Below are 17,399 nucleotides of genomic sequence, written 5' to 3'. Positions count from 1 at the left end.
CACGAACGTCCGACCACGGCGACCGGTGCGGTGAGTGCCCACAGCTACGGTTCACTCAACCGCGGCCACTACTTCCGCCGCGACAGGCTGTCCTTCGCCTCGCGGGTGAGCGGCACGCCGTCGGCCCCGCCGGCCCACGCCTTCAGCAACGCGGTCGCGGCCGGGGTGCCGATGCGTGTCACCGCTTCGACGGCCCGCACGGCCCGAAGGTTCTCTCCCGTCGGCGGCCGGCCGGCGTTCGCGTCCAACAGCTTCTCGATCCGCGCGCGGGCTTCGGCCGAGTCCGTTTCCTTCAGCGCCTGCTCCAACCGCGGTACGGCCAGGTCGCCGAGCGCTTTCAACTCCTTCATCGCGGCCTCGCGGTCGGCGAACGCCGCCGCGTCGAGGTTGGCGACGAGCTTCGGCAGCACGCCGTCGCCCACGGGCGGGACCGGCGGCAGCTTGTCTCGAAGGAAAGGCAGCGAAGACTCCGGGAACCACGCCAAACGTCGGATCGACTGAAACGCGACGGTCGCATCCTCCGCGGCGAGGTCGGCCCACGCAACGACCATGTCGGGCGGCGTCTGCGGTCTCTCCAGTTCGCCGGCCACGTCCCAGAGGTACAGCGGGGCTTCCCCGCCCACGGCCGCCAGAGTGCGCCCGTCGGGCGAAAAGCGGACGCCGCCAATCCAACCTCGATGGCCGCGGAACGTGTGGCGAACTTGGCCGGTGGCGGTTTCGATCAGGAAGAGTTCCGTGTCGCGAACGCCGACGAGCGTTCGCCCGTCCGGCGACTGTGTGCGGATGGAGACGGAGGCCGGAAAGGCCTGACGCCACCGCCGACGGCCCGTGGGACCGTCCCAGAGTTCCAGGCACGTCTTCCCGTTCGCGATCCCCTCGCCCACGACGCCCCGGCCGTCTTGCGTGATGAACCGAACGGAGAAGTCGTCCGAACTCGGCACGAATTGCCAGACGGGCTTGCCCAGATTGTGGAGGTCGTAGAGGCACGTCGGCCCCGACTTCCGGGCGGCCCGCGCGCGAGCCCGCGCGTCGCGGACGTACGTGCTCGTCGAGGTCACCAGCCAGGGGCCGTACTGCGGTTCGAGCACCGTCCGAATGACCTCACCCGGGGCCTTCTTTTCATCGGGACGGATGGCGGTGAACTTGCCCGTTCGCAAGTCCCAGAGGGCGCACTCGTTCGAGAACGAACGGCCCACGACCATCGTCCCGTCGGGCGTGAAGCTCAAGCTGAAGACCCGCCATCGGGTTTCCCCCTTCAGCACTTGTTGCCGACCCGAGCCGAGGTCGGTGACCGTGAGCGTGAGTTCCGCGCGTGGCGGTTTCGCGGTTTCGAACTCTACGCCCGTCACCACCGCCACCTGCTTGAAGTCCGGCGACACGGCCCGGTACGCTCCAGCCCCGGATGCGTCCGGGAGTTTGAGCGGCGTGATCCGCGTCGCGCCGGTGGCGGGGTTGCACCGAACGAGGTCGTCCCCCGAAAGCGCGAGCAGTTCCCCATCGGACGGGTAAGCGAGGTGAAAGAACCCGGTCGACGGCTCGGTAACCTTCGGCGGCGAAGTCCGCAGGTCGATGGCCCGCAAGTACCCGTACCGATCGGAGGATTCCGGGTTCGCGTAAAACACGTCCCCGGCCGGCGAGAAGATTCCACTCCCCGCCCCCCGGTCCGGCACCACGGCCACCGGCCGCCCGGTCGTCGCGTCCAGAATCTGCACGCCGACGCGATTCTCGATGACGGCCAGCCGGTTCACGTCGGGCCGGTACGCGAAACTGTAGGATTGCTCCCGCACCTTCGGATCGGTCGGCGTCAACGGGTGTTCCCGTCTCACGGCCCCGGTGGCCGTGTCCCACACCGTCAGCCGCTCGGTCGCGGTTCCCGTGCGGGCGAAGCCGGCCACCGACTTGGAATCGGGGCCGAATTGGAAGTCGGGCACGACCTCGTTCGCCCGGCAGCGAAGCACCCGCACGAGGCGCCCGGTGGCCGCGTCCAGCAGGCGGAACGATTCCTCGTCCGCGACGGCCAGCCACTTGTCGTCGGGGCTGAAGGAGAAGTTGTGGAGGCGCTTGGCGACCGGCACCTCGTAGACGACTTTCTGCGTCGCCGTGTCGTACACCTTCAAGTAGTGTTGTTCCACGTCGAGACTCACCTGCCGCGTCACGTCGAAGATCGCGACGGCCAGCCGGCGATCGTCGCGGGTGAGTTCGGCGGCATGCCAGAGTGGGAGTTCGAGGGCAAGGTTCATGTCCACCCCGCCGGTGGTCGGATCGAGTGTGCAGACATGGAGGTCGCCGAACGCGGCGTCGATCACGCGGAGTTGGCCGGATGGCCGCAGTTCGATCCGGCGGTGCAGTCGGGCGTCGAACCGCAACGTCTGCGACTGGTCATCGACCTTCGTCGAATTCACGTACCGCCCGATGGCCGGAACCTTGAACTCGTTCAGCACCCGCCCCGTCGCCGCTTCCCACACGACGATGCGGTCGTTGCCGGCGTGCGTGTACAACCGCGTGCCGTCGGCCGAGATCACGGGGGCCGACAGCCACGCCGGGTAGCGGTAGCGGGCCGATCCGACGCGGTGCAGCACCTCGGCCGGCAGCGGCACGCCCTCGGCGTCCAACCGCGGTGACGACACCGCGAGCGCAAACAGCAAGGCCGGGACCATGCGACTCCTCCGGGGTGGTCGCCACGATCATACCCGTTGGCCGGGCTTGTGGCTGCACCTGTTCCCGGCCCGCGATCTGTGCCCACTCTCGCCGGCGTTGTGCGAGACGCCCCGACCAGCACGCCGAACACGATCAGCAGGATTCCAAAGGCGAGGAGGGGACAACGACGACGGGCCGCGCGTTGAATTCCAGGCGGGGCGGAGGTAACGTGCCGCCGGACGGCAAGCCGCCTGGACACCGCGGCGTGTACAGATTACCCTCCCGGCCCGCTCGCCCGGACCCCAATGAGGTTCCCTGAATGCCGCCGCGCCTTGCCGTTCAACAATTGGAAGCCCGTGACACGCCCGCCGCGACACAATTCGCCGACATCATGCCCGGGGTGTGGGGGTCGTACCCGCAGAACATCACCCCATCGGGCCAGACCCTGTTCTTTTCCGCCGACAACGGGCACGGGTACGAACTGTACGCCACCGACGGCACGGCCGCCGGCACGCGGATGGTCAAGGACGTCCGCGCCGGCCTCGGCGGGTCGAACCCGACGGCCTTCTTCGCGGCCGGCAACGGGATCGTCTTCTTCACCGCGGACGACGGCGGCGGGGCGGCCCTGTGGCGGTCGAACGGCACGGCTGGCGGGACGTTCAAGGCGGCCCCTCTTGCCGGCGTACTCGCCGACGGCGGGCAAGAGACCGTCGGCTGGGAGGGGAACCTCTTCTATGTGACGCGCGACCTCAGTACGAACCGGATCGCCTGGTGGAAGACCGACGGCACGACGAACACGCTGCTGAAGGACTTCGGCACGACCCTCGGCATCGGCCCGCCGATTAGCCCGGCGATCCGGACGACGGACGACGCCGTCGTGCTGACGTGGCAGGCGAGCGACGGCCGGACGGTCGTGTGGCAGACGGACGGCACGACGGCCGGCACACGGCCGCAGCAGCAAAACCTGACGGCCAACGGGGTGACGCTCGACACGGGCGTGGAAATCAGCCCCGGCCGGTTCGTCTTCGGCAGTACCCCGACCAACGGCTCGACGGCGTCGGTCTGGGTCGGCGACGGCGGAAACGCCCGGCAGTTGCTCAAGGCGTTCGACGCCACCCCGTACAACCTGTACGTCTCGAACCTGTTCGCCGTCGGCGGGAAGGGGTTCTTCCGCGTCGATTCGAACAGCTACCCGAAGCCATCCGACGTGGGCCTGTGGGTGACGGACGGCACGGCCGCCGGCACGAAGAAGTTCGACCTGCCGGCGGGGGCGGGCAACCTGTACGCCGCCACCAACTACGGCGGCACGGCCTTGCTCGCGACCTACTCGCAGACCAGCCTGCCGGCGTACTGGCTGAGCGACGGCACGGCGGCCGGCACGCGGCCGCTCCCCGTGCCGGCCGGTGCCCCGACCGCCGGGTGGATCTTCGCCGCCTACGTCCCGGCGGACGGTGCCGCGCCGGGCTTCTTTCTGTTCCAGGAGTGGCAGACCGGCCGCGTGTTCCGCACCGACGGCACGCCGGGCGGCACGGCCTGGGTGGACACGAACGGCCTGCCGCCCCGCCGGCCGAACGAACTACCGATTGCCAACGCGGTCGGCGACCAGATCACGATGACCGGCGCGACGGCGACCGGGGCGTACTTCAACGGGTCGATCTACTTCCCCGGCCGCACCGACGTGCAACGGCCGGAACTGTGGAAGTGGGACGTGGTGCCGCCGGCCCCGCCGGTCGCCCCACCAGCGCCGCCCGCCGGCCCTACACCGACCGTCACCGGCGTGGTCGTCAACGACGGGGCCGCCCAGCGGTCGATGGTGACGAAGGTCACCGTTTCGTTCGACCAAGTCGTGGCACTGGGGACGAACGCCGTCACCGTCGTCGGCGCGGACGGCGGGGCCGTCCCGATCGCAGTGCAGGCCGTGGTCGTCGGCGGAAAGACCGTGGCGACGGTGACGTTCACCGGACCGACGGCGATCGGCGGGTCAGTCGCCGACGGCGTGTACACGCTGCGAGTGAACGCCGCGAAGGTGTGGGGCCTGAACGGCACGGCGATGGCAGCCGACGCGACCGCCGGGTTCACGCGACTGTTCGGCGACTTGGACGGCGACCGGGCGTACAACCGCGAAGCCCGGTGGATGCTGCACGATGCCCTCGGCTCGACGGCCGGCACGCCGCGCTACGACGCGGCATTCGACTTCAACAGCGATGGGGTGATCGACGCCGCCGACGAACTCCAGGTCGTCCGCCGATGGCTGAAGACGGTGTGAGGCGGGTCCGCGCGACGAACGCCTAAGCATGGGGTTTGGTGGTGCTCCGGCATTCGCGTCGGGTCGTTGGACGCCACCCACTCCGCTTCCGTCATCGCCCCCTCGGTGGTCCCGGTCATGGCACCGGGCGACGTGGCGTCCCAACAGGCGACGTTCCAACGATTGGGGCGAATTATTGTTTGACCGACGACAACGAGGTCGGTACCTTGTGGTTGGGTTGCCGTCAAGTTACGCCCAACAACCGATCGGTTGAATACCCACGAGCGACTCTCCGCCCACTCACCAAACTCAGATCGCCCACCCCTTTTCATGGAGTCGATCGGCATGGACACGTCCGGCCTGAAGGAACTCGAAAAAGAGCTGAAGCTGGCGATCTCGCAGTTGCAGGAGTCGAGTCAGAATCAATGGCACGACCTGAACAAGGACATCCGGGCGTACGTCGACAAACGCATCGCCGAGCGGAAGGATGACACGGACGAGACCACCCGGCAATTATTGCTGGCGATCAACAAGGCCGTCACCACCTCGCATCAGCAGATCAAGGAGTACGTGGACAAACAGATCGCCGAGCGGAGGGCGGACGGGGACGAGACGACCCGGGGCATCATGACGACCCTCAGCAAAAAGATTGAGACCGCCCAACAGCAACTCAAGGAAACCATGCAACGGGAGATCAAGGACGCCGCCGCAAAATCCGTCGGCGAACTGAAGAAGGCGAACAACTTGAAGTAGTCCGCCCGGTACGCGCCTCGCCGCCATCGTTCGGGCAATATTCCGGGCCACCGCGTCACGTGCGGGAAGGTGGCTCGCACGACCACCTCCCCGGCCGTAAGGACGGCGTCCGCATCGGCGGCCGTCGTCCGCCCCTTCCGCAGACCGGGCAGGGTGCGGACGACCTCGTGCCGATCGCCGGAGATCATTTCCTTCGCGACGCCCCACTTGAAGCACCGCCGGACAGAATCGATTCGCGCGTTGATGATCCTCCGGGAAATCGGGATCACCGACCGGGCGACCGTCGAACTCGTCTTCAACAGGGGGCCAGCCGAGCGAGTGGGCCGCGACCCGGTCCGCGACCTGGCCCTGTTGCGGGTGAAGGCGGCCCGGCCCTCATCTGGCAGGGTACCGGCGAGGAGATCGACGGCCTTCGCTCTGGGCCGCAGGTAAGCGTGCCGCTTTTGGCCGAAGCCGTCCTGCCACCCGCGACGCCGTCACCCGCCACTCGCAGCCGGGGAAGGTAACCGAGCAGAGCACGACGCGCTAGACCCGACCAAAAACCGCTCTGTCGTCTTTGTCCTTGTGTCTTTAACCATCGTGGCGGGGTTAGTCACCTACGCCATCCGTCAGCGGAAGTCGCCGAAGAGGGTCCGCCGGTCGGACTTCGACGACGAGGACGACGACCGGCCACGACGGAGACGGAGGCGGGACGACTGAGGGAAGAGAAGACATCCGATCGTTCGCGGCAAGTCCTGTTCCCTCTTGTGAGGGGCCAGGGGCAACTCGGCTGGTAGTCAGCCATCAGGCCGGTGGGTGTTCTGGCGGCGGTCGGTTCGCGGCGACACGATTCCCGTTGGGGTACCCCGAACGATCTGGCATCAGTGCATGCCCGCGGCGGTCGGGCCTTCGCCCACGACGCGCGCCGTGACGATCACCATTGCAACGGTCGCGCCGGCCTTCCCGCCCGTGCGAACCGTCTGTGCGACCACCGGCTTGCCGGCCGGGACGCTCACCTTCGTCGTCAGCGTGGCGTTGTCGATGGCCGGTTCGCCGTTCTCGTCGTCGGCCGGGCGGACCTTGGTCTCTTGGACACTCAAGTCGACTGCGACCGCGTCGCCCGACTCGACGCGGGCCGTCAGCTTCACCGTCGTCCCGACGGACTGGTAGTTGACCCCGCGCACGATACGCGGTTGCGCGGCCGCGCCGGGAAACCCGCCGGCCCCGTCACGCCCGCCGGCCCCACCAGGGCCGACGGGCTGGCGGACGGACCCGGTGACGAACGGCCGGCTCCCGCCGGTGGTACTGACCGCCGACTGGCCCTCGACGGCCGTCAGCTTGATCCGCTGGCCCTTGCCATCCTTGAGCAGATCGGCCGCGGTCGGATCCTTCCCGTCCTTCGCGACGGTTGCTTCGACGAGCGTGACCTCGATCTCCACCGCCCGGGGCTTCCGGTCGAGTTGCTCGATCAACTTCCCGACGTCCGCGACCGCGGTCGCGGACCCGCCGACAATGACAGCCTTGCCCACCCCAGCCGGGGCGGCGGCGACCACGGCCTCCCCCTGGTAGATCGCAGCGAGGAGGCCGGCCACGGTCTCCGGGTCGGCGTTGCTGACGAGGTAGACCGACCGGACCTTCGCCGCCGCCGTGGGCTTGGTGGAAGGGCGAGATGCCACGTCCTGCGCGGAACCGGGGTGGATCGCGAGCAGGCCGCCGAGGAGGACCAAGGTCGCCAAGCGTTTCATGGGTGTCTCTCAAAGGGGAGGGCGAATCGAGCGTATCGGACGTTCTAGCCCGTGTCGAGATCTTAAATTGTGAGAGTTACGCTGCGGCTCAATGATCGCGGAGTTCGCCCATCACAACGCCGAGCGAAAGGGGATAGGATCACCCCTGTCACTCGGCGTTGTTCTTCCTCGGCCGCCAGAACGTCCAGAGCGCGAATGTGGCCCCAGAAGCCGCGACGGCGCTGACCGCGGTCGCCATCATCAAGGCCAGCCCGACGAACCCGGCCGCGTGCCCCTCCGGCGGTCGTTCGTTGACCTCGACCCACGCCTGAGTGCAAAAGGCGAGGCCGGCTAACCCGCCGACCAGGCCAATCACCAGGAACGGGAGGGCGGCCGCGCGGAGAACGCGGTACCACATCGGCAGGTCGGCTCGGCGCGTCGAATCGTTCACGGCGACTGCCCTTTTTCGCGGTGACGTTGGCCCGTCAAATTCAACGCCGGAGTAATGATTGTACGGCGGCTGAGGGGGCCGTTCGCCGCCGAGATCGCCGGGCGTCACTCGTCGGAGTCTTGCCAGCACATGGAGAAGACGCGGCACGGGACGCCGACCCCGGCCGCCAGTTTCTCGGCGAACGTGATGCGGGGCAGTTCTCGGCCTCCCGCGGGGCCATGTGGCCTTCAGGTTGACATGGTAACGCTCGCGGTTGAAGCGAAAGAGAAGCCGAAACCGCGAACCTCAGTGTTCGAGCCAGGCCATGTTGCACCTCCCGGGGATTGTTCGGGTGGGGGTAAGCCCATCGTAGGCCACGTGCTGCCCCAAAGGTCTGCTCGGGAAATGACACAGGCCGCAGAGGTATTCACCTCTACGGCCTGTGTTGCAGGGATTCTTCGCGATTCTCAACGTGTTTCAATCAGCGGAGCGGGAGGGATTGGAACTCCCCACGAAAACGCCTCAAAAAGAGAGCTTCTTGACCCGGGCGGCGCGAAAAGCGGCGCACCTGCCATGCTTGACCCGTCTCTCACTTTCATCATCGACGCCTGGGAGTGTTTGCCAGACCCGATCAAGGCCGGCATCCTGGCAATAGTGCGAGCGGCCGGTCGTTAAGTGATCTTAAAGGTTTCCACGCCCCAGGGAGGGACCGGGCTGACGGGTCCTTCCCTGGCGGCTTTTCGACACACTCCACATGGAGCGGCCAAGGAGGTGGACAGACTTTCTTTCCGGCCCCGGCCGAGTACGAATTACGAACAAACTTCAGCCCGCGACCGGTTGCGGAAGAGCGGGTGATCGTGGGCGCGGTCGCCGACCTACCGGATCGCCAGACGTCCGCACCCAGGGTCTTGACTTGTATCCGCCGGCGCGGTCGGACATACCGCTGGCGTTACGGGTCTTTCCCGGTAGCCTTCTGTCAACCTCCCACCCGAGCGGTCAATGGGATGGACAGACCTTCCTTCCAACATGACGTTGTCCCTTACGAATTACGAACAAAGTCTCACCCGTTCGGAACTTCCCCACGGCCCTTCACGAGCGACTGCTAGTATCGCGGGCTCCACGGCACGAAGGGGGAATTTCGATTGCCCGGCCATTGGAACGGACGTGCGCTATCCGCCTGATCGAGATCGCCATGTTCGCGGTACGTCGGGACGTCAGATGGTCGGCCTCGACACAGCCGGCACGAACGACCAACCGCCCGGCTTCGACCCGCCGCTTCTGCCACAAGCAATCGGCCGTCTCGGGCAACACGAGTGAGATGGAGACCAACCCGTGGCCCTCCCAGCCGCGTACCCGCACCGACTGGTTAGCGGCAACGCGATGCATGGGGGGCCTGCCCCCTGCCGCCCGAGGAGTGTGCCTTCGAATGGGCCACATGTGAGTTGTTCGAAACTCCCTTCCCACCACGCGAACAGTTGCACGAGGTCCTCGAACCGAGTGAGTCGCCGAAGCCCGGGCGAGGGCGAAGGTGGCGTGCGAGAGGAGATCGAATCGGGCATCGACAGACCCAAAAACGTAGGAGATTTCACACGGGTTGGCCATTGTCGGATAGTCGACGCATTCTAATGGCCTCGTCGTACGGCAGCCCGACGAAGTCGGCCTCGATCAGCCAGTCGAACTCGGCGTGGACGGCCGCCTGAAGGGTCGGCTGATTCCCATTCACGGCCAGCAGGTAATGCCCGCCCTGGTTCCGGATCTGTTTGGCGATCTCCTTCTGGCACCCGGCGGCGTCGATCGTCACCAACGCCCCTTTGAGGTCCAGCACCGGAGGATTTCGGGGATGGCGGCGATCTCGTGCGACCCGTCGGCGACGGCCGCCTGGCCCAGGATCAGGCGGTTCTCGGCGGCCCACGCACTGACGAGGTGCAGGCACCCGCTGAACGTGCCCTTCGGGTGCCGACCGAACCGCCTTGCCGTCGACGGCCACGTGCCGTAGCCCGGCCACCTCGCACACACCGGCCATCCAGTCGGCCACGCACTTCCCGAACGCCTGCGGGTCGAGCCGGCTGAACACCCGGTAGAAGGTGCCGTGGCTCGGGATGCCGTTCGGCAGGGCGAGGAACGTCCTCAACCAGTCCGCCTTCGCCTCCCCGAACGCCTCGACCTCCTCCCACGAGTCGGTCCCGGCGACCACCGCACACAGGGTGATCACCGGGATGTCGCCAAGCGAGTGTTTCTTGGTCCGGTCCATCCGGGGGTCGGGCAGGTCGGCGAAGTAGCGGGTGATGGGCGCGTCCTGTTTCGGCATGTTGGCCATCAATTCCGGGCGGATTCCTGAAGGCGTTCGGCGTACCGACGGATCATATTGGTAGGATGCCGCGGGTGCCGCCGGTCACCAGCACCCGTTTGCCTTGGAAATCCGACATGACTGTCTCCCGCGAGGTGGTCACTTGACCCGCTTCAGCTCGATCACCACATCTGCCTGTTTCGGGTCGAAGGTCTTGGGACGTTCTTTCCCCGTCCAATCCTTGCCCTTCCACTGCCCAACCACACACGCCACCCTTCAGCACGTCGCCGATCAGCTCGTAGATGCCGAGCACGTCGGTGCCCTTTTTCTTCCCGTCGTCCGACCGATGATCCCACACCTTCCGGCTGGCTGTCGGGTCGATTTCAAACGTACCTGCCCACAGTTCTTTCCCGTCCGTGTCCACGGCCGCGTAGGTGCCGTCCTTCCTGAACACCAGCTTGCGAGCGTCCTTCGTTGCGCCATCCGGCGTCACCTTCGCGATCTCCCAGGAACCGGTGAACGTCTCCAGCGCCTTAGCGGTCGCTTGTTGCTTGGCATTGCCGTTCGGTTCGTCGGCCGGGGCGAATGCGGTGAGGCCGAGCAGCGCGGCCGCGATTATTAGTCGGTTCATGGTGCCCTCGTTTCCCGCCCGTCATCAGGCGTCGAGGAACTTTACCGGCCGCAGTTTCTCAAGTAAAGTAGGCTCATCAAGTGAAGTAGCTTTACCGGAGTAAAGTATGGCGAAGGACAAATCGGAGGCGAGTGACGAGTTGGAGCCGCTCACCAAGCTTATCGGCATTCTGTCCAGCCCGTGGACGATGCTCCTGCTACACCGGATCCACCTGCAAGGGCCAAAACGGTTCGGCGAGCTGAAGCGGATACTGGGCAGCATCTCCACGAAGACGCTGACGGAGCGACTGCGGATGCTTGAGAGCGAGGGTTGGATACACCGGCACTACGAGCCGACCGTCCCGCCGCAGGTGACGTACTCGCTCACGGAAAGGGTGATGGAGTTGGACGGGGTCCTCAAGGAACTGGTGGTGATCGCCGACCGCTGGTACGGACAGAAGGGGAAGAAGCCGAAGGGCTGAGGGCCGGATTCGACTCTTGGCTGAAAGCTTGTCGTCGTCGCGGAGTAGAAACCGGTGAAGGCACAGTTAGCGACGTGCCACGATGTCATGACGAGAAGTGAATGGGCGGTGTGACCACGCCGGCAGCACCGCCCGCAGATGCTGGTTTCACTTTACTGCGGCTGTGCGCCGCTTGCGAGTTGCCGCCGCCTTCTTCGCCGACGCGGAGCGTTGCGACGGGGTCCGCGCGCGGATGCTTTTCCCACCGATCTTCCCGCCCCGCTTGGCCGACACGTTCGTGTCCGGCAGACCGCGCCCGCTGCCTGACTTATTCCCGCCCCCGTCTTCCTTGTTCACGGTCGCCCAGGCAATTGCTTCCGCGCGCTCCTCGGGCACGCCGCGCGATTCGTAGCTTTCAGCGATGCGCTCGGCCTTCCTATTCTGTTTATCCGTGTACTTGCTCTTATCGCCACGTGGCATAACTGCCTCCGGGTATGTTATGTGAAGGGCGAGTACCTGTTGCACAGCAACGAGGATGCCACTGGGGCGGGTGTTTTGTCGCGCGACTAGAGGTATAGTGGACCCCATTTGCGAGACCAAAAACCGACGAATTTAAGCTACTCCTTCGCCGGCTCTTTTGACCGTCCGGCCCGGTACACCTCGGCCGGGGTCTTGTACCCCAGTGACTGGTGCAAGCGGGCCTCGTTGTAGAAGGTGAAGTACGCCTTCAACCCCCGCTCCAACTCGGTCACCGTCTCGTATCCCCGCAGGAACACGTCCTCGTACTTCACCGTCCGCCACAGCCGCTCGACGAACACGTTGTCCAGGCACCGCCCCCGGCCGTCCATGCTCACCCGCGCCCCGGCCGCCTCCACCCGCTCGACCCACGCCCCGGCCGTGAACTGCACCCCTTGATCGGTGTTGAACACCTCCGGGGTGCCGGCCGCCAACGCCTCGTCCAGCATGTCCCGGCAGAACGCCCCGTCGAGCGTGTTCGACAACCGCCAGGCCACCACGTACCGGCTGTACCAGTCGATGGTGGCGGCCAAGTACATGAACCCGCCGGGCAGCGGCAGGTATGTAATGTCGGCACTCCACACCTGCCCGACGCGGTCGATCGGCACGCCGCGGAGGAGGTACGGGTACACCGGGTGGCCCCGCCCGGCCGACAGCTTCGGCTTCGGGTGGATGGCTTCCAGGCCCATGACCCGGAGCAACCGCTGGACCCGCTTGCGGTTCGCCGGGTGGCCGTTGCGGGCCAGCCACCGGGCGATCCGCCGGCTGCCGTAGAACGGGCAGGCCGTGTACTGCTCGTCGATCCGCCGCATGAGGGCCAGGTTGTCGGCCGACTCCTCGGCCGGCCCCCGGTAGTACGTGGCCCGGCCGAGCCCGACCAGTTGGCACTGCCGACGGACGCTCAGGTCGGCGTGCCCGGGGTCGATCAGCGGCCGCAGGTCGTCAACCGAACGTCGCAGCTTTTTTTTTCACCCAGTCGAGCTCGACCTTGAGCCGGCCGATCTGCTCGTACAGCGCGGGTGTCTGGTCGTCGCCGGGGGCGACCGCCTTCGCTCCGGCGGCGAACACGGCCTCGGCCCCGGCCAGGAGTTGCTTCTTCCACCCGTGGATGAGGGTCGGGTGGACGCCGAAGTGGGCGGCCAACTCGTTGACCGTCTTGTCGCCCTTCACCGCGGCCAGAGCGACCTGGGCTTTGAACGCCGCCGTGTGGGTCTTCCGCTTCGCCGTCATCAGGACCACCTCCGAGGGCCGCCAGAGTAGCTTACCTGGCGGTCTCAGTTTCGGGGTCCACTATAAGGTGTGCGTATTCATGGCGACGCAAGCGAAAGAACCAGCGGAGAAGATCAACCGCGGTGACGTTTTCTGGGTCGCTCCCGATGTCGCGGGGACGAAGCAAAGCAACCCGCATCCGCATGTGGTCGTGCAGGACGATGTGTTCAACCACTCCTGCGTCACCACGGTGATCGTGTGCGCGCTCACGACCAACCTGCATCGGGCAAACGATCCGGGCAATGTGCTGGTCGATCCGGGCGGCCGACACGCACTTCTTGTCCTCTTGCGACCTTCCGTTCTTCTTCGGCTTCCGGGCCTTGTACCGGCGGCCGTCCTTGCCGATGACCGTGGCGGGGGCAGTGTTATCAGAATCTGATAACACTGCCTTCCTGACTTCCGCGACCATCTCACCGCTGACGCCGGCCTTTTCTGCGATAACACTCGCGGCGTGTTCGGGGAGAAGTTTCAGCAGCATCTCGACGCACCGCCGCTTGTCGGCGTTCGATCGCTTGAGGCCGTGACCCTGGTTGCTGGCCGCGGCGTCGATGGCGCACTCGTCTTCCGTGCCGTCGTAGACTTTGAACTTTAACTCCGTGAGGCCGGCCATCTTCGCCCCGGCGACTCGGTGAAAGTCTTGGCTCAACCGGTAGCGCCCGGACGGGAGATGCCACGCGGTCGGCGATTCGACAGTCGGCTCCCAGCAGCACATGGTTGTTCCGGAGGTCCGACGCGATGCTGCCGATGCAGACGCGGACATGGGTCTCGTCGTAGCAGGGATTGATATCGGGCCGCAGGCTGGCGAGTATTTCCCGGCCGCCGGGCATGAGCTGAACCGGCGGCGATGCCAGCCCCTCAAGGGACGTGTTCGACATGGGCAACTCCTGGTGAGAATCGTGGGGTGCCCGCGAGTTCCGGCCACCAGGACGGCCGGAACCCGCGAGGCGTGAGGGAGCTACCCTCGCCCACTGGGAAGATTAATGCACACTTGATCACACTGGCGGTGATAGCTACGGAGGGACAACCCAGGCCCACACCGTTGACGGCGGTCGCGTCGCGGGCCATGATGCTAACCATAACGAGCAACCGAAGAATCACGGGCAATACGACTTCTCAACCTGCCCCGAAACGCCGAGGACGAGCACAAGCCATGAACGAGAAGACTCCGCGGACCCCGTTCGAATTCCTCTCCCAGACTGGGCGGTGTGCGCTGTCGAGGATCGGCGTGTCGAACTTCCGGAGTTTCGGACCGGACGGCTTTGTGCTGGAGGGGCTGAAGAAAATCAACCTGTTGGTCGGGAAGAATAATGCTGGAAAGTCCAACGTCCTCCAAGCGATCGACCTTTTCGCCGCCTCCCAGAAGACCCGGAATGTGGAGGTTGAACGGTTCTCTCGCCATCACGACACGGAGGGGGAGCTGAAGTTCCACCTGGCCGTCGATCACGACTGGCTGCTGGATGGCTTAGCGTTGGGCGGGGACGCCTCGTCCGACTTGGCGGCGAAGTTCCCGACCGGCATTCCCATCTCGGCCCGCAAGGATTCTTCGCTGGCCGAGAGCCCGAACAACCTGAACGAGTTGGTCAGGGACGGCCGGCGGTTCCGGGAATGGGAACGAATCGTCCAGGCAAGGGACAAGCAACGCTCGTCTCAGTACCGCTCTCCGCAGGACCTAACGAATGACATCCTCGCGACCGTCCGCGAGAGGGTGAGAGAAGCCGCCTCCGAGTTGTTCAAGCAGTCGCTCATGCTCCCCGTGTTCCGGCAACTCACGTCTCCGACGACGGGGGGTGATTCCGCCCCGCGTGACACAAGACCCCGGGCGGCCCATTCCTCGGTGATCGTCTGCAACGGCGCGGGCGTCATCAGCGACCTAAGGGACCGGCAGCACACCGAGGTCGGGGAGGAGACGAAGGAAGAATCGTTCGTGAAGTTGCAAACCTTCGTCCGCAAGCTCATCGGCGACGAGCGGTTGACCATCGAGGTTCCCCCGCAGAGCGACGTGCTGATCTTGCGATCGCACGGCCTCCGGCGCGAACTCAAGGACTTCGGAACCGGGTTGCACCACCTCGTCATCCTCTGCGCTGCCCTCGCCATGTACTCGCGGTCGGTCGTCTACCTGGAGGAGCCAGAAGTGCACCTGCACCCGGACTTGCAGCGGCACTTCTTGCGGTTCATCCGAGAGCAGACGGACAACTTGTACTTTGTCACCACACACTCCAACGTCCTGCTCGACGAGTTCGGGACCGAGAAGGTCGCCGTCTACCACGTCGAGCACGACACCCGGCAGAGCCGTGTCGCACGGGTCAGTTCCCCGGCCCACGGTCGGTCCGTACTCCGGGACCTCGGCTACTCGGCGAGCGATCTGTTGCAGACCAACGGCGTCATCTGGGTCGAAGGCCCGAGTGACCGCATCTACCTGCTGAAGTGGCTCAAACTAGTCGACGACCAGTTGATCGAAAACCTCCACTTCTCGTTTGCGTTCCTCGGCGGGAGTAGCATTAAACACTTCGGCTTCGACGATGTGCCGCCATCCGACGCAGACAATGCGGACGGGGAGCGGGTCGCGTCCTTGATCGAGATCATCCGAATCAACCCGAACCACCACGTAGTTATCGACCGGGACGAGGACGAAGGCGTACCTCCTACCAAGGCGGCGACGCGGGAGGCGATGCGGCAACTGGGCGACAAGGTCTGGCTCACGGCCGGCCGCGAGGTCGAGAACTATGTGCCTGTCGGCTGCATCCAAGAGGCGTTAGGAGGCAGGTACGCCCGACTTGAAAGTCTCACCTTCGGGGCCAGTGAACACATCGGGGCGTGTCTGCACCGCGACACGTCGTTTCCCAAAACGTACGACAAAGTTTCGTGCGCCCGTGAGTTCACCGCAAAGATGAACGTAAACTCGCTCTTAATTCTCGACCTGAGGGCTCAGATCGATCGCCTCGCGGAACGCATCCGCGGCTGGAATAAAAGCCACTATGCCTTGATGAGTTGAACGGAAAGGATCGATGACGGCCCCCAACACATGGGGAACAATAAAAACTGCGGACGGTTGAAGGTCCGTCGCGGCATGCATCGCGAGGGAACGAATGCCCACTCGTCCGGCGTCGTGGTGGACGGCCACGCCACGTAGCGGCGCAACCCAACGTCGGTTTGAGGGGTGTTACTAATCACGTCTGTGGCCTGCCGTCGCGCATCGGCCCGCCCTCACCTGAAGTGCGGCGCATCATCCCGCGGGGGCGGGAGGGAGTCAAGGGGCGGGGGCGGGTCGGAAATGTTGCCCGTGTTGACGCGGGGGCAGTTACAGACTTTCGCTCCGGCGAATGAAGCCGGACGGCGCGAGCCGCCGGCGGCGGGGCCGGCGGTAGTCCCTCATGTCACCAGGGAGGGTGTCCACGAACCCGCCCCAGTCGTCCCCACTCCGGAGGCCGCGGGCGTACCCCTCGTCCCAGAGGAAGGCGGCGAACTCCTCGACGTCGGCCTCCGCCGTGTTGGGCATGTGCTCGCGGACGACCGCGTGCAAGTCGGCGATGCAAGAAATGTCCATACTCCTCTCCCGACAAGGCCGGCGATCGAGAATTGCGGCCTGTGGTCCCCGACCGTACCACCCCGACCATTTCGTTCCGGCGCAAGCGAACGACTCGGCCCGATCGACTTGCGCTCCACCGACGCCCGGCCGATCCGCTATCCTAACTCCGCCGCCCGCCCGCGGTCCCGACGACGGGGCTCGGCCTACCTCCTCCCGGCCGCAGTCGTGGTACGCGGCGAGTGCCTGCCCCTGTAGTCTGGGGCTAACCGCCGCAGTCCGCGCCCGGCCACCAATCTGACCCGGGCGAGCGGGTCGCGACTTTGGGGGCCGGCCTGCGCCAGTGGTCAACCATCGCTCTTCCGATGGCTACGGTTGTCGGGCCGCCGGTTTCTCCTTCTGCTCCGTGATCTTGGCCACGCCGCTGACCGTGGTGGCCGTCAGCCCGAATCGCTTGGCCCAGGCGTCCGGCACCTCGTACACGACGGTCAGTTCGAGCTTCCCGGCGGCCGCCGCCGATACCGCCGCATCGAGGTTGTTGACGCTCGGGTTGGCCCCCGGAGGGGCGTCGGTGGTCGGCACGGAGACAGCCGCCACCTCGTTCGGTTGTAGGTTCACCACGCCAAGTGTCGACACGCTCGGGACGACGGCTCGCCCTTGGAAGTCCTTCCGTTGGGTCGGCCGGATCGTGACCGTGGCCTTGGCTTCTGTGCGTTCGACGACCGCCGTGAAGCGATCGGTCATCACCGCGGCCTCGCCCGCCGTCGCGACCAACCGCACACTCAAGAAGGCCCGCCCTCCCCGGTCGCCGCCCAGGCTACTCAGGCTCGCCTCCAGCGTCAGGGGCGGCTTCATATCGACGTCCTTCGGCGGGGCGGACCCCGTCAGCGGGGCGGCGACGAGCAGGATCATCAGTGCGTGGAGCATGAGTTGGCCTCAAGCCGGACAAGGGCGGTGGGAAATGAG

15 protein-coding genes are annotated in these 17,399 nt (G+C 65.9%); 6 read left to right on the top strand and 9 right to left on the bottom strand.

Annotated features, from left to right (window positions below):
• Window positions 1–68: 68 nt before the first annotated feature.
• On the bottom strand, window positions 69–2,657 hold the full coding sequence (locus PX52LOC_RS11950; RefSeq protein ID WP_149110312.1) for a WD40 repeat domain-containing protein: 2,589 nt from the start codon (window positions 2,655–2,657) through the stop codon (window positions 69–71).
• Window positions 2,658–2,956: 299 nt separating this feature from the next.
• On the opposite strand from PX52LOC_RS11950, the gene PX52LOC_RS11945 reads away from it, so the two are divergent.
• The 3 genes from PX52LOC_RS11945 to PX52LOC_RS11935 all read left to right on the top strand — a co-directional run bounded on the left by PX52LOC_RS11945 (window position 2,957) and on the right by PX52LOC_RS11935 (window position 6,067).
• Window positions 2,957–4,903: a hypothetical protein gene (locus tag PX52LOC_RS11945; protein WP_149110311.1), complete on the top strand. Its 1,947-nt coding sequence runs from the start codon at window positions 2,957–2,959 to the stop codon at window positions 4,901–4,903.
• Between the two features lie 324 nt (window positions 4,904–5,227).
• Window positions 5,228–5,635 (top strand): hypothetical protein, encoded by a 408-nt coding sequence (locus PX52LOC_RS11940; RefSeq protein ID WP_149110310.1) that lies wholly within the window; start codon window positions 5,228–5,230, stop codon window positions 5,633–5,635.
• Between the two features lie 243 nt (window positions 5,636–5,878).
• Window positions 5,879–6,067, top strand: coding sequence for a hypothetical protein (locus PX52LOC_RS11935; protein WP_149110309.1), 189 nt, complete (start codon window positions 5,879–5,881; stop codon window positions 6,065–6,067).
• A 428-nt stretch (window positions 6,068–6,495) separates the two neighbouring features.
• On the opposite strand, the gene PX52LOC_RS11930 is transcribed toward PX52LOC_RS11935, so the two are convergent.
• The 4 genes from PX52LOC_RS11930 to PX52LOC_RS11915 form a co-directional block, all read right to left on the bottom strand.
• Window positions 6,496–7,359: a hypothetical protein gene (locus tag PX52LOC_RS11930; RefSeq protein ID WP_149110308.1), complete on the bottom strand. Its 864-nt coding sequence runs from the start codon at window positions 7,357–7,359 to the stop codon at window positions 6,496–6,498.
• Between the two features lie 148 nt (window positions 7,360–7,507).
• The gene (locus tag PX52LOC_RS11925) at window positions 7,508–7,789 is read right to left on the bottom strand and encodes a hypothetical protein (RefSeq protein WP_149110307.1); all 282 of its coding nucleotides are present in this window, start codon (window positions 7,787–7,789) and stop codon (window positions 7,508–7,510) included.
• 1,564 nt (window positions 7,790–9,353) lie between these two features.
• Entirely contained in the window at window positions 9,354–10,076 is a 723-nt protein-coding gene (locus PX52LOC_RS11920; protein WP_168218934.1) for an ISAs1 family transposase, read from the bottom strand.
• A gap of 52 nt (window positions 10,077–10,128) precedes the next feature.
• Entirely contained in the window at window positions 10,129–10,686 is a 558-nt protein-coding gene (locus PX52LOC_RS11915) for a TIGR03067 domain-containing protein (protein ID WP_246173704.1), read from the bottom strand.
• A 106-nt stretch (window positions 10,687–10,792) separates the two neighbouring features.
• On the opposite strand from PX52LOC_RS11915, the gene PX52LOC_RS11910 reads away from it, so the two are divergent.
• A complete protein-coding gene (locus PX52LOC_RS11910) occupies window positions 10,793–11,146 on the top strand; it encodes a winged helix-turn-helix transcriptional regulator (protein WP_149110305.1) in 354 nt (117 codons plus the stop codon).
• A gap of 147 nt (window positions 11,147–11,293) precedes the next feature.
• Here the strand turns inward: PX52LOC_RS11910 and PX52LOC_RS11905 are convergent, their stop codons facing one another.
• Window positions 11,294–11,605: a plasmid stabilization protein gene (locus PX52LOC_RS11905; protein WP_149110304.1), complete on the bottom strand. Its 312-nt coding sequence runs from the start codon at window positions 11,603–11,605 to the stop codon at window positions 11,294–11,296.
• Window positions 11,606–11,742: 137 nt separating this feature from the next.
• Window positions 11,743–12,874 (bottom strand): IS3 family transposase gene (locus PX52LOC_RS11900; RefSeq protein WP_390637529.1). Its coding sequence is split into 2 segments (ribosomal slippage): window positions 11,743–12,591 and window positions 12,593–12,874, totalling 1,131 coding nucleotides; the frame shifts between segments, so codons are not numbered across the junction.
• A gap of 76 nt (window positions 12,875–12,950) precedes the next feature.
• On the opposite strand from PX52LOC_RS11900, the gene PX52LOC_RS43825 reads away from it, so the two are divergent.
• The gene (locus PX52LOC_RS43825; protein WP_149110303.1) at window positions 12,951–13,289 is read left to right on the top strand and encodes a type II toxin-antitoxin system PemK/MazF family toxin; all 339 of its coding nucleotides are present in this window, start codon (window positions 12,951–12,953) and stop codon (window positions 13,287–13,289) included.
• A 771-nt stretch (window positions 13,290–14,060) separates the two neighbouring features.
• On the top strand, window positions 14,061–15,902 hold the full coding sequence (locus PX52LOC_RS11890) for an ATP-dependent nuclease (protein ID WP_168218933.1): 1,842 nt from the start codon (window positions 14,061–14,063) through the stop codon (window positions 15,900–15,902).
• A gap of 306 nt (window positions 15,903–16,208) precedes the next feature.
• Here the strand turns inward: PX52LOC_RS11890 and PX52LOC_RS11885 are convergent, their stop codons facing one another.
• Window positions 16,209–16,454: a hypothetical protein gene (locus PX52LOC_RS11885; RefSeq protein ID WP_149110301.1), complete on the bottom strand. Its 246-nt coding sequence runs from the start codon at window positions 16,452–16,454 to the stop codon at window positions 16,209–16,211.
• Between the two features lie 348 nt (window positions 16,455–16,802).
• The gene (locus PX52LOC_RS11880; RefSeq protein WP_149110300.1) at window positions 16,803–17,360 is read right to left on the bottom strand and encodes a hypothetical protein; all 558 of its coding nucleotides are present in this window, start codon (window positions 17,358–17,360) and stop codon (window positions 16,803–16,805) included.
• Between the last annotated feature and the right edge of the window lie 39 nt (window positions 17,361–17,399).

Origin of the sequence: Limnoglobus roseus (assembly GCF_008254045.1) — a bacterium.
Lineage (GTDB): Bacteria > Planctomycetota > Planctomycetia > Gemmatales > Gemmataceae > Limnoglobus > Limnoglobus roseus.
Note: the sequence above shows the minus strand (reverse complement) of the source record. Positions and strands in the feature narration are given on the sequence as shown.

Coding starts and splice junctions, on each gene's coding strand:
- PX52LOC_RS11945 (WP_149110311.1), top strand. CDS start 2,957: ATGCCGCCGCGCCTTGCCGTTCAACAATTGGAAGCCCGTGACACGCCC.
- PX52LOC_RS11950 (WP_149110312.1), bottom strand. CDS start 2,657: ATGGTCCCGGCCTTGCTGTTTGCGCTCGCGGTGTCGTCACCGCGGTTG.
- PX52LOC_RS11890 (WP_168218933.1), top strand. CDS start 14,061: ATGAACGAGAAGACTCCGCGGACCCCGTTCGAATTCCTCTCCCAGACT.
- PX52LOC_RS11905 (WP_149110304.1), bottom strand. CDS start 11,605: ATGCCACGTGGCGATAAGAGCAAGTACACGGATAAACAGAATAGGAAG.
- PX52LOC_RS11910 (WP_149110305.1), top strand. CDS start 10,793: ATGGCGAAGGACAAATCGGAGGCGAGTGACGAGTTGGAGCCGCTCACC.
- PX52LOC_RS11935 (WP_149110309.1), top strand. CDS start 5,879: ATGATCCTCCGGGAAATCGGGATCACCGACCGGGCGACCGTCGAACTC.
- PX52LOC_RS11930 (WP_149110308.1), bottom strand. CDS start 7,359: ATGAAACGCTTGGCGACCTTGGTCCTCCTCGGCGGCCTGCTCGCGATC.
- PX52LOC_RS11940 (WP_149110310.1), top strand. CDS start 5,228: ATGGACACGTCCGGCCTGAAGGAACTCGAAAAAGAGCTGAAGCTGGCG.
- PX52LOC_RS43825 (WP_149110303.1), top strand. CDS start 12,951: ATGGCGACGCAAGCGAAAGAACCAGCGGAGAAGATCAACCGCGGTGAC.
- PX52LOC_RS11885 (WP_149110301.1), bottom strand. CDS start 16,454: ATGGACATTTCTTGCATCGCCGACTTGCACGCGGTCGTCCGCGAGCAC.
- PX52LOC_RS11915 (WP_246173704.1), bottom strand. CDS start 10,686: ATGAACCGACTAATAATCGCGGCCGCGCTGCTCGGCCTCACCGCATTC.
- PX52LOC_RS11880 (WP_149110300.1), bottom strand. CDS start 17,360: ATGCTCCACGCACTGATGATCCTGCTCGTCGCCGCCCCGCTGACGGGG.
- PX52LOC_RS11920 (WP_168218934.1), bottom strand. CDS start 10,076: ATGCCGAAACAGGACGCGCCCATCACCCGCTACTTCGCCGACCTGCCC.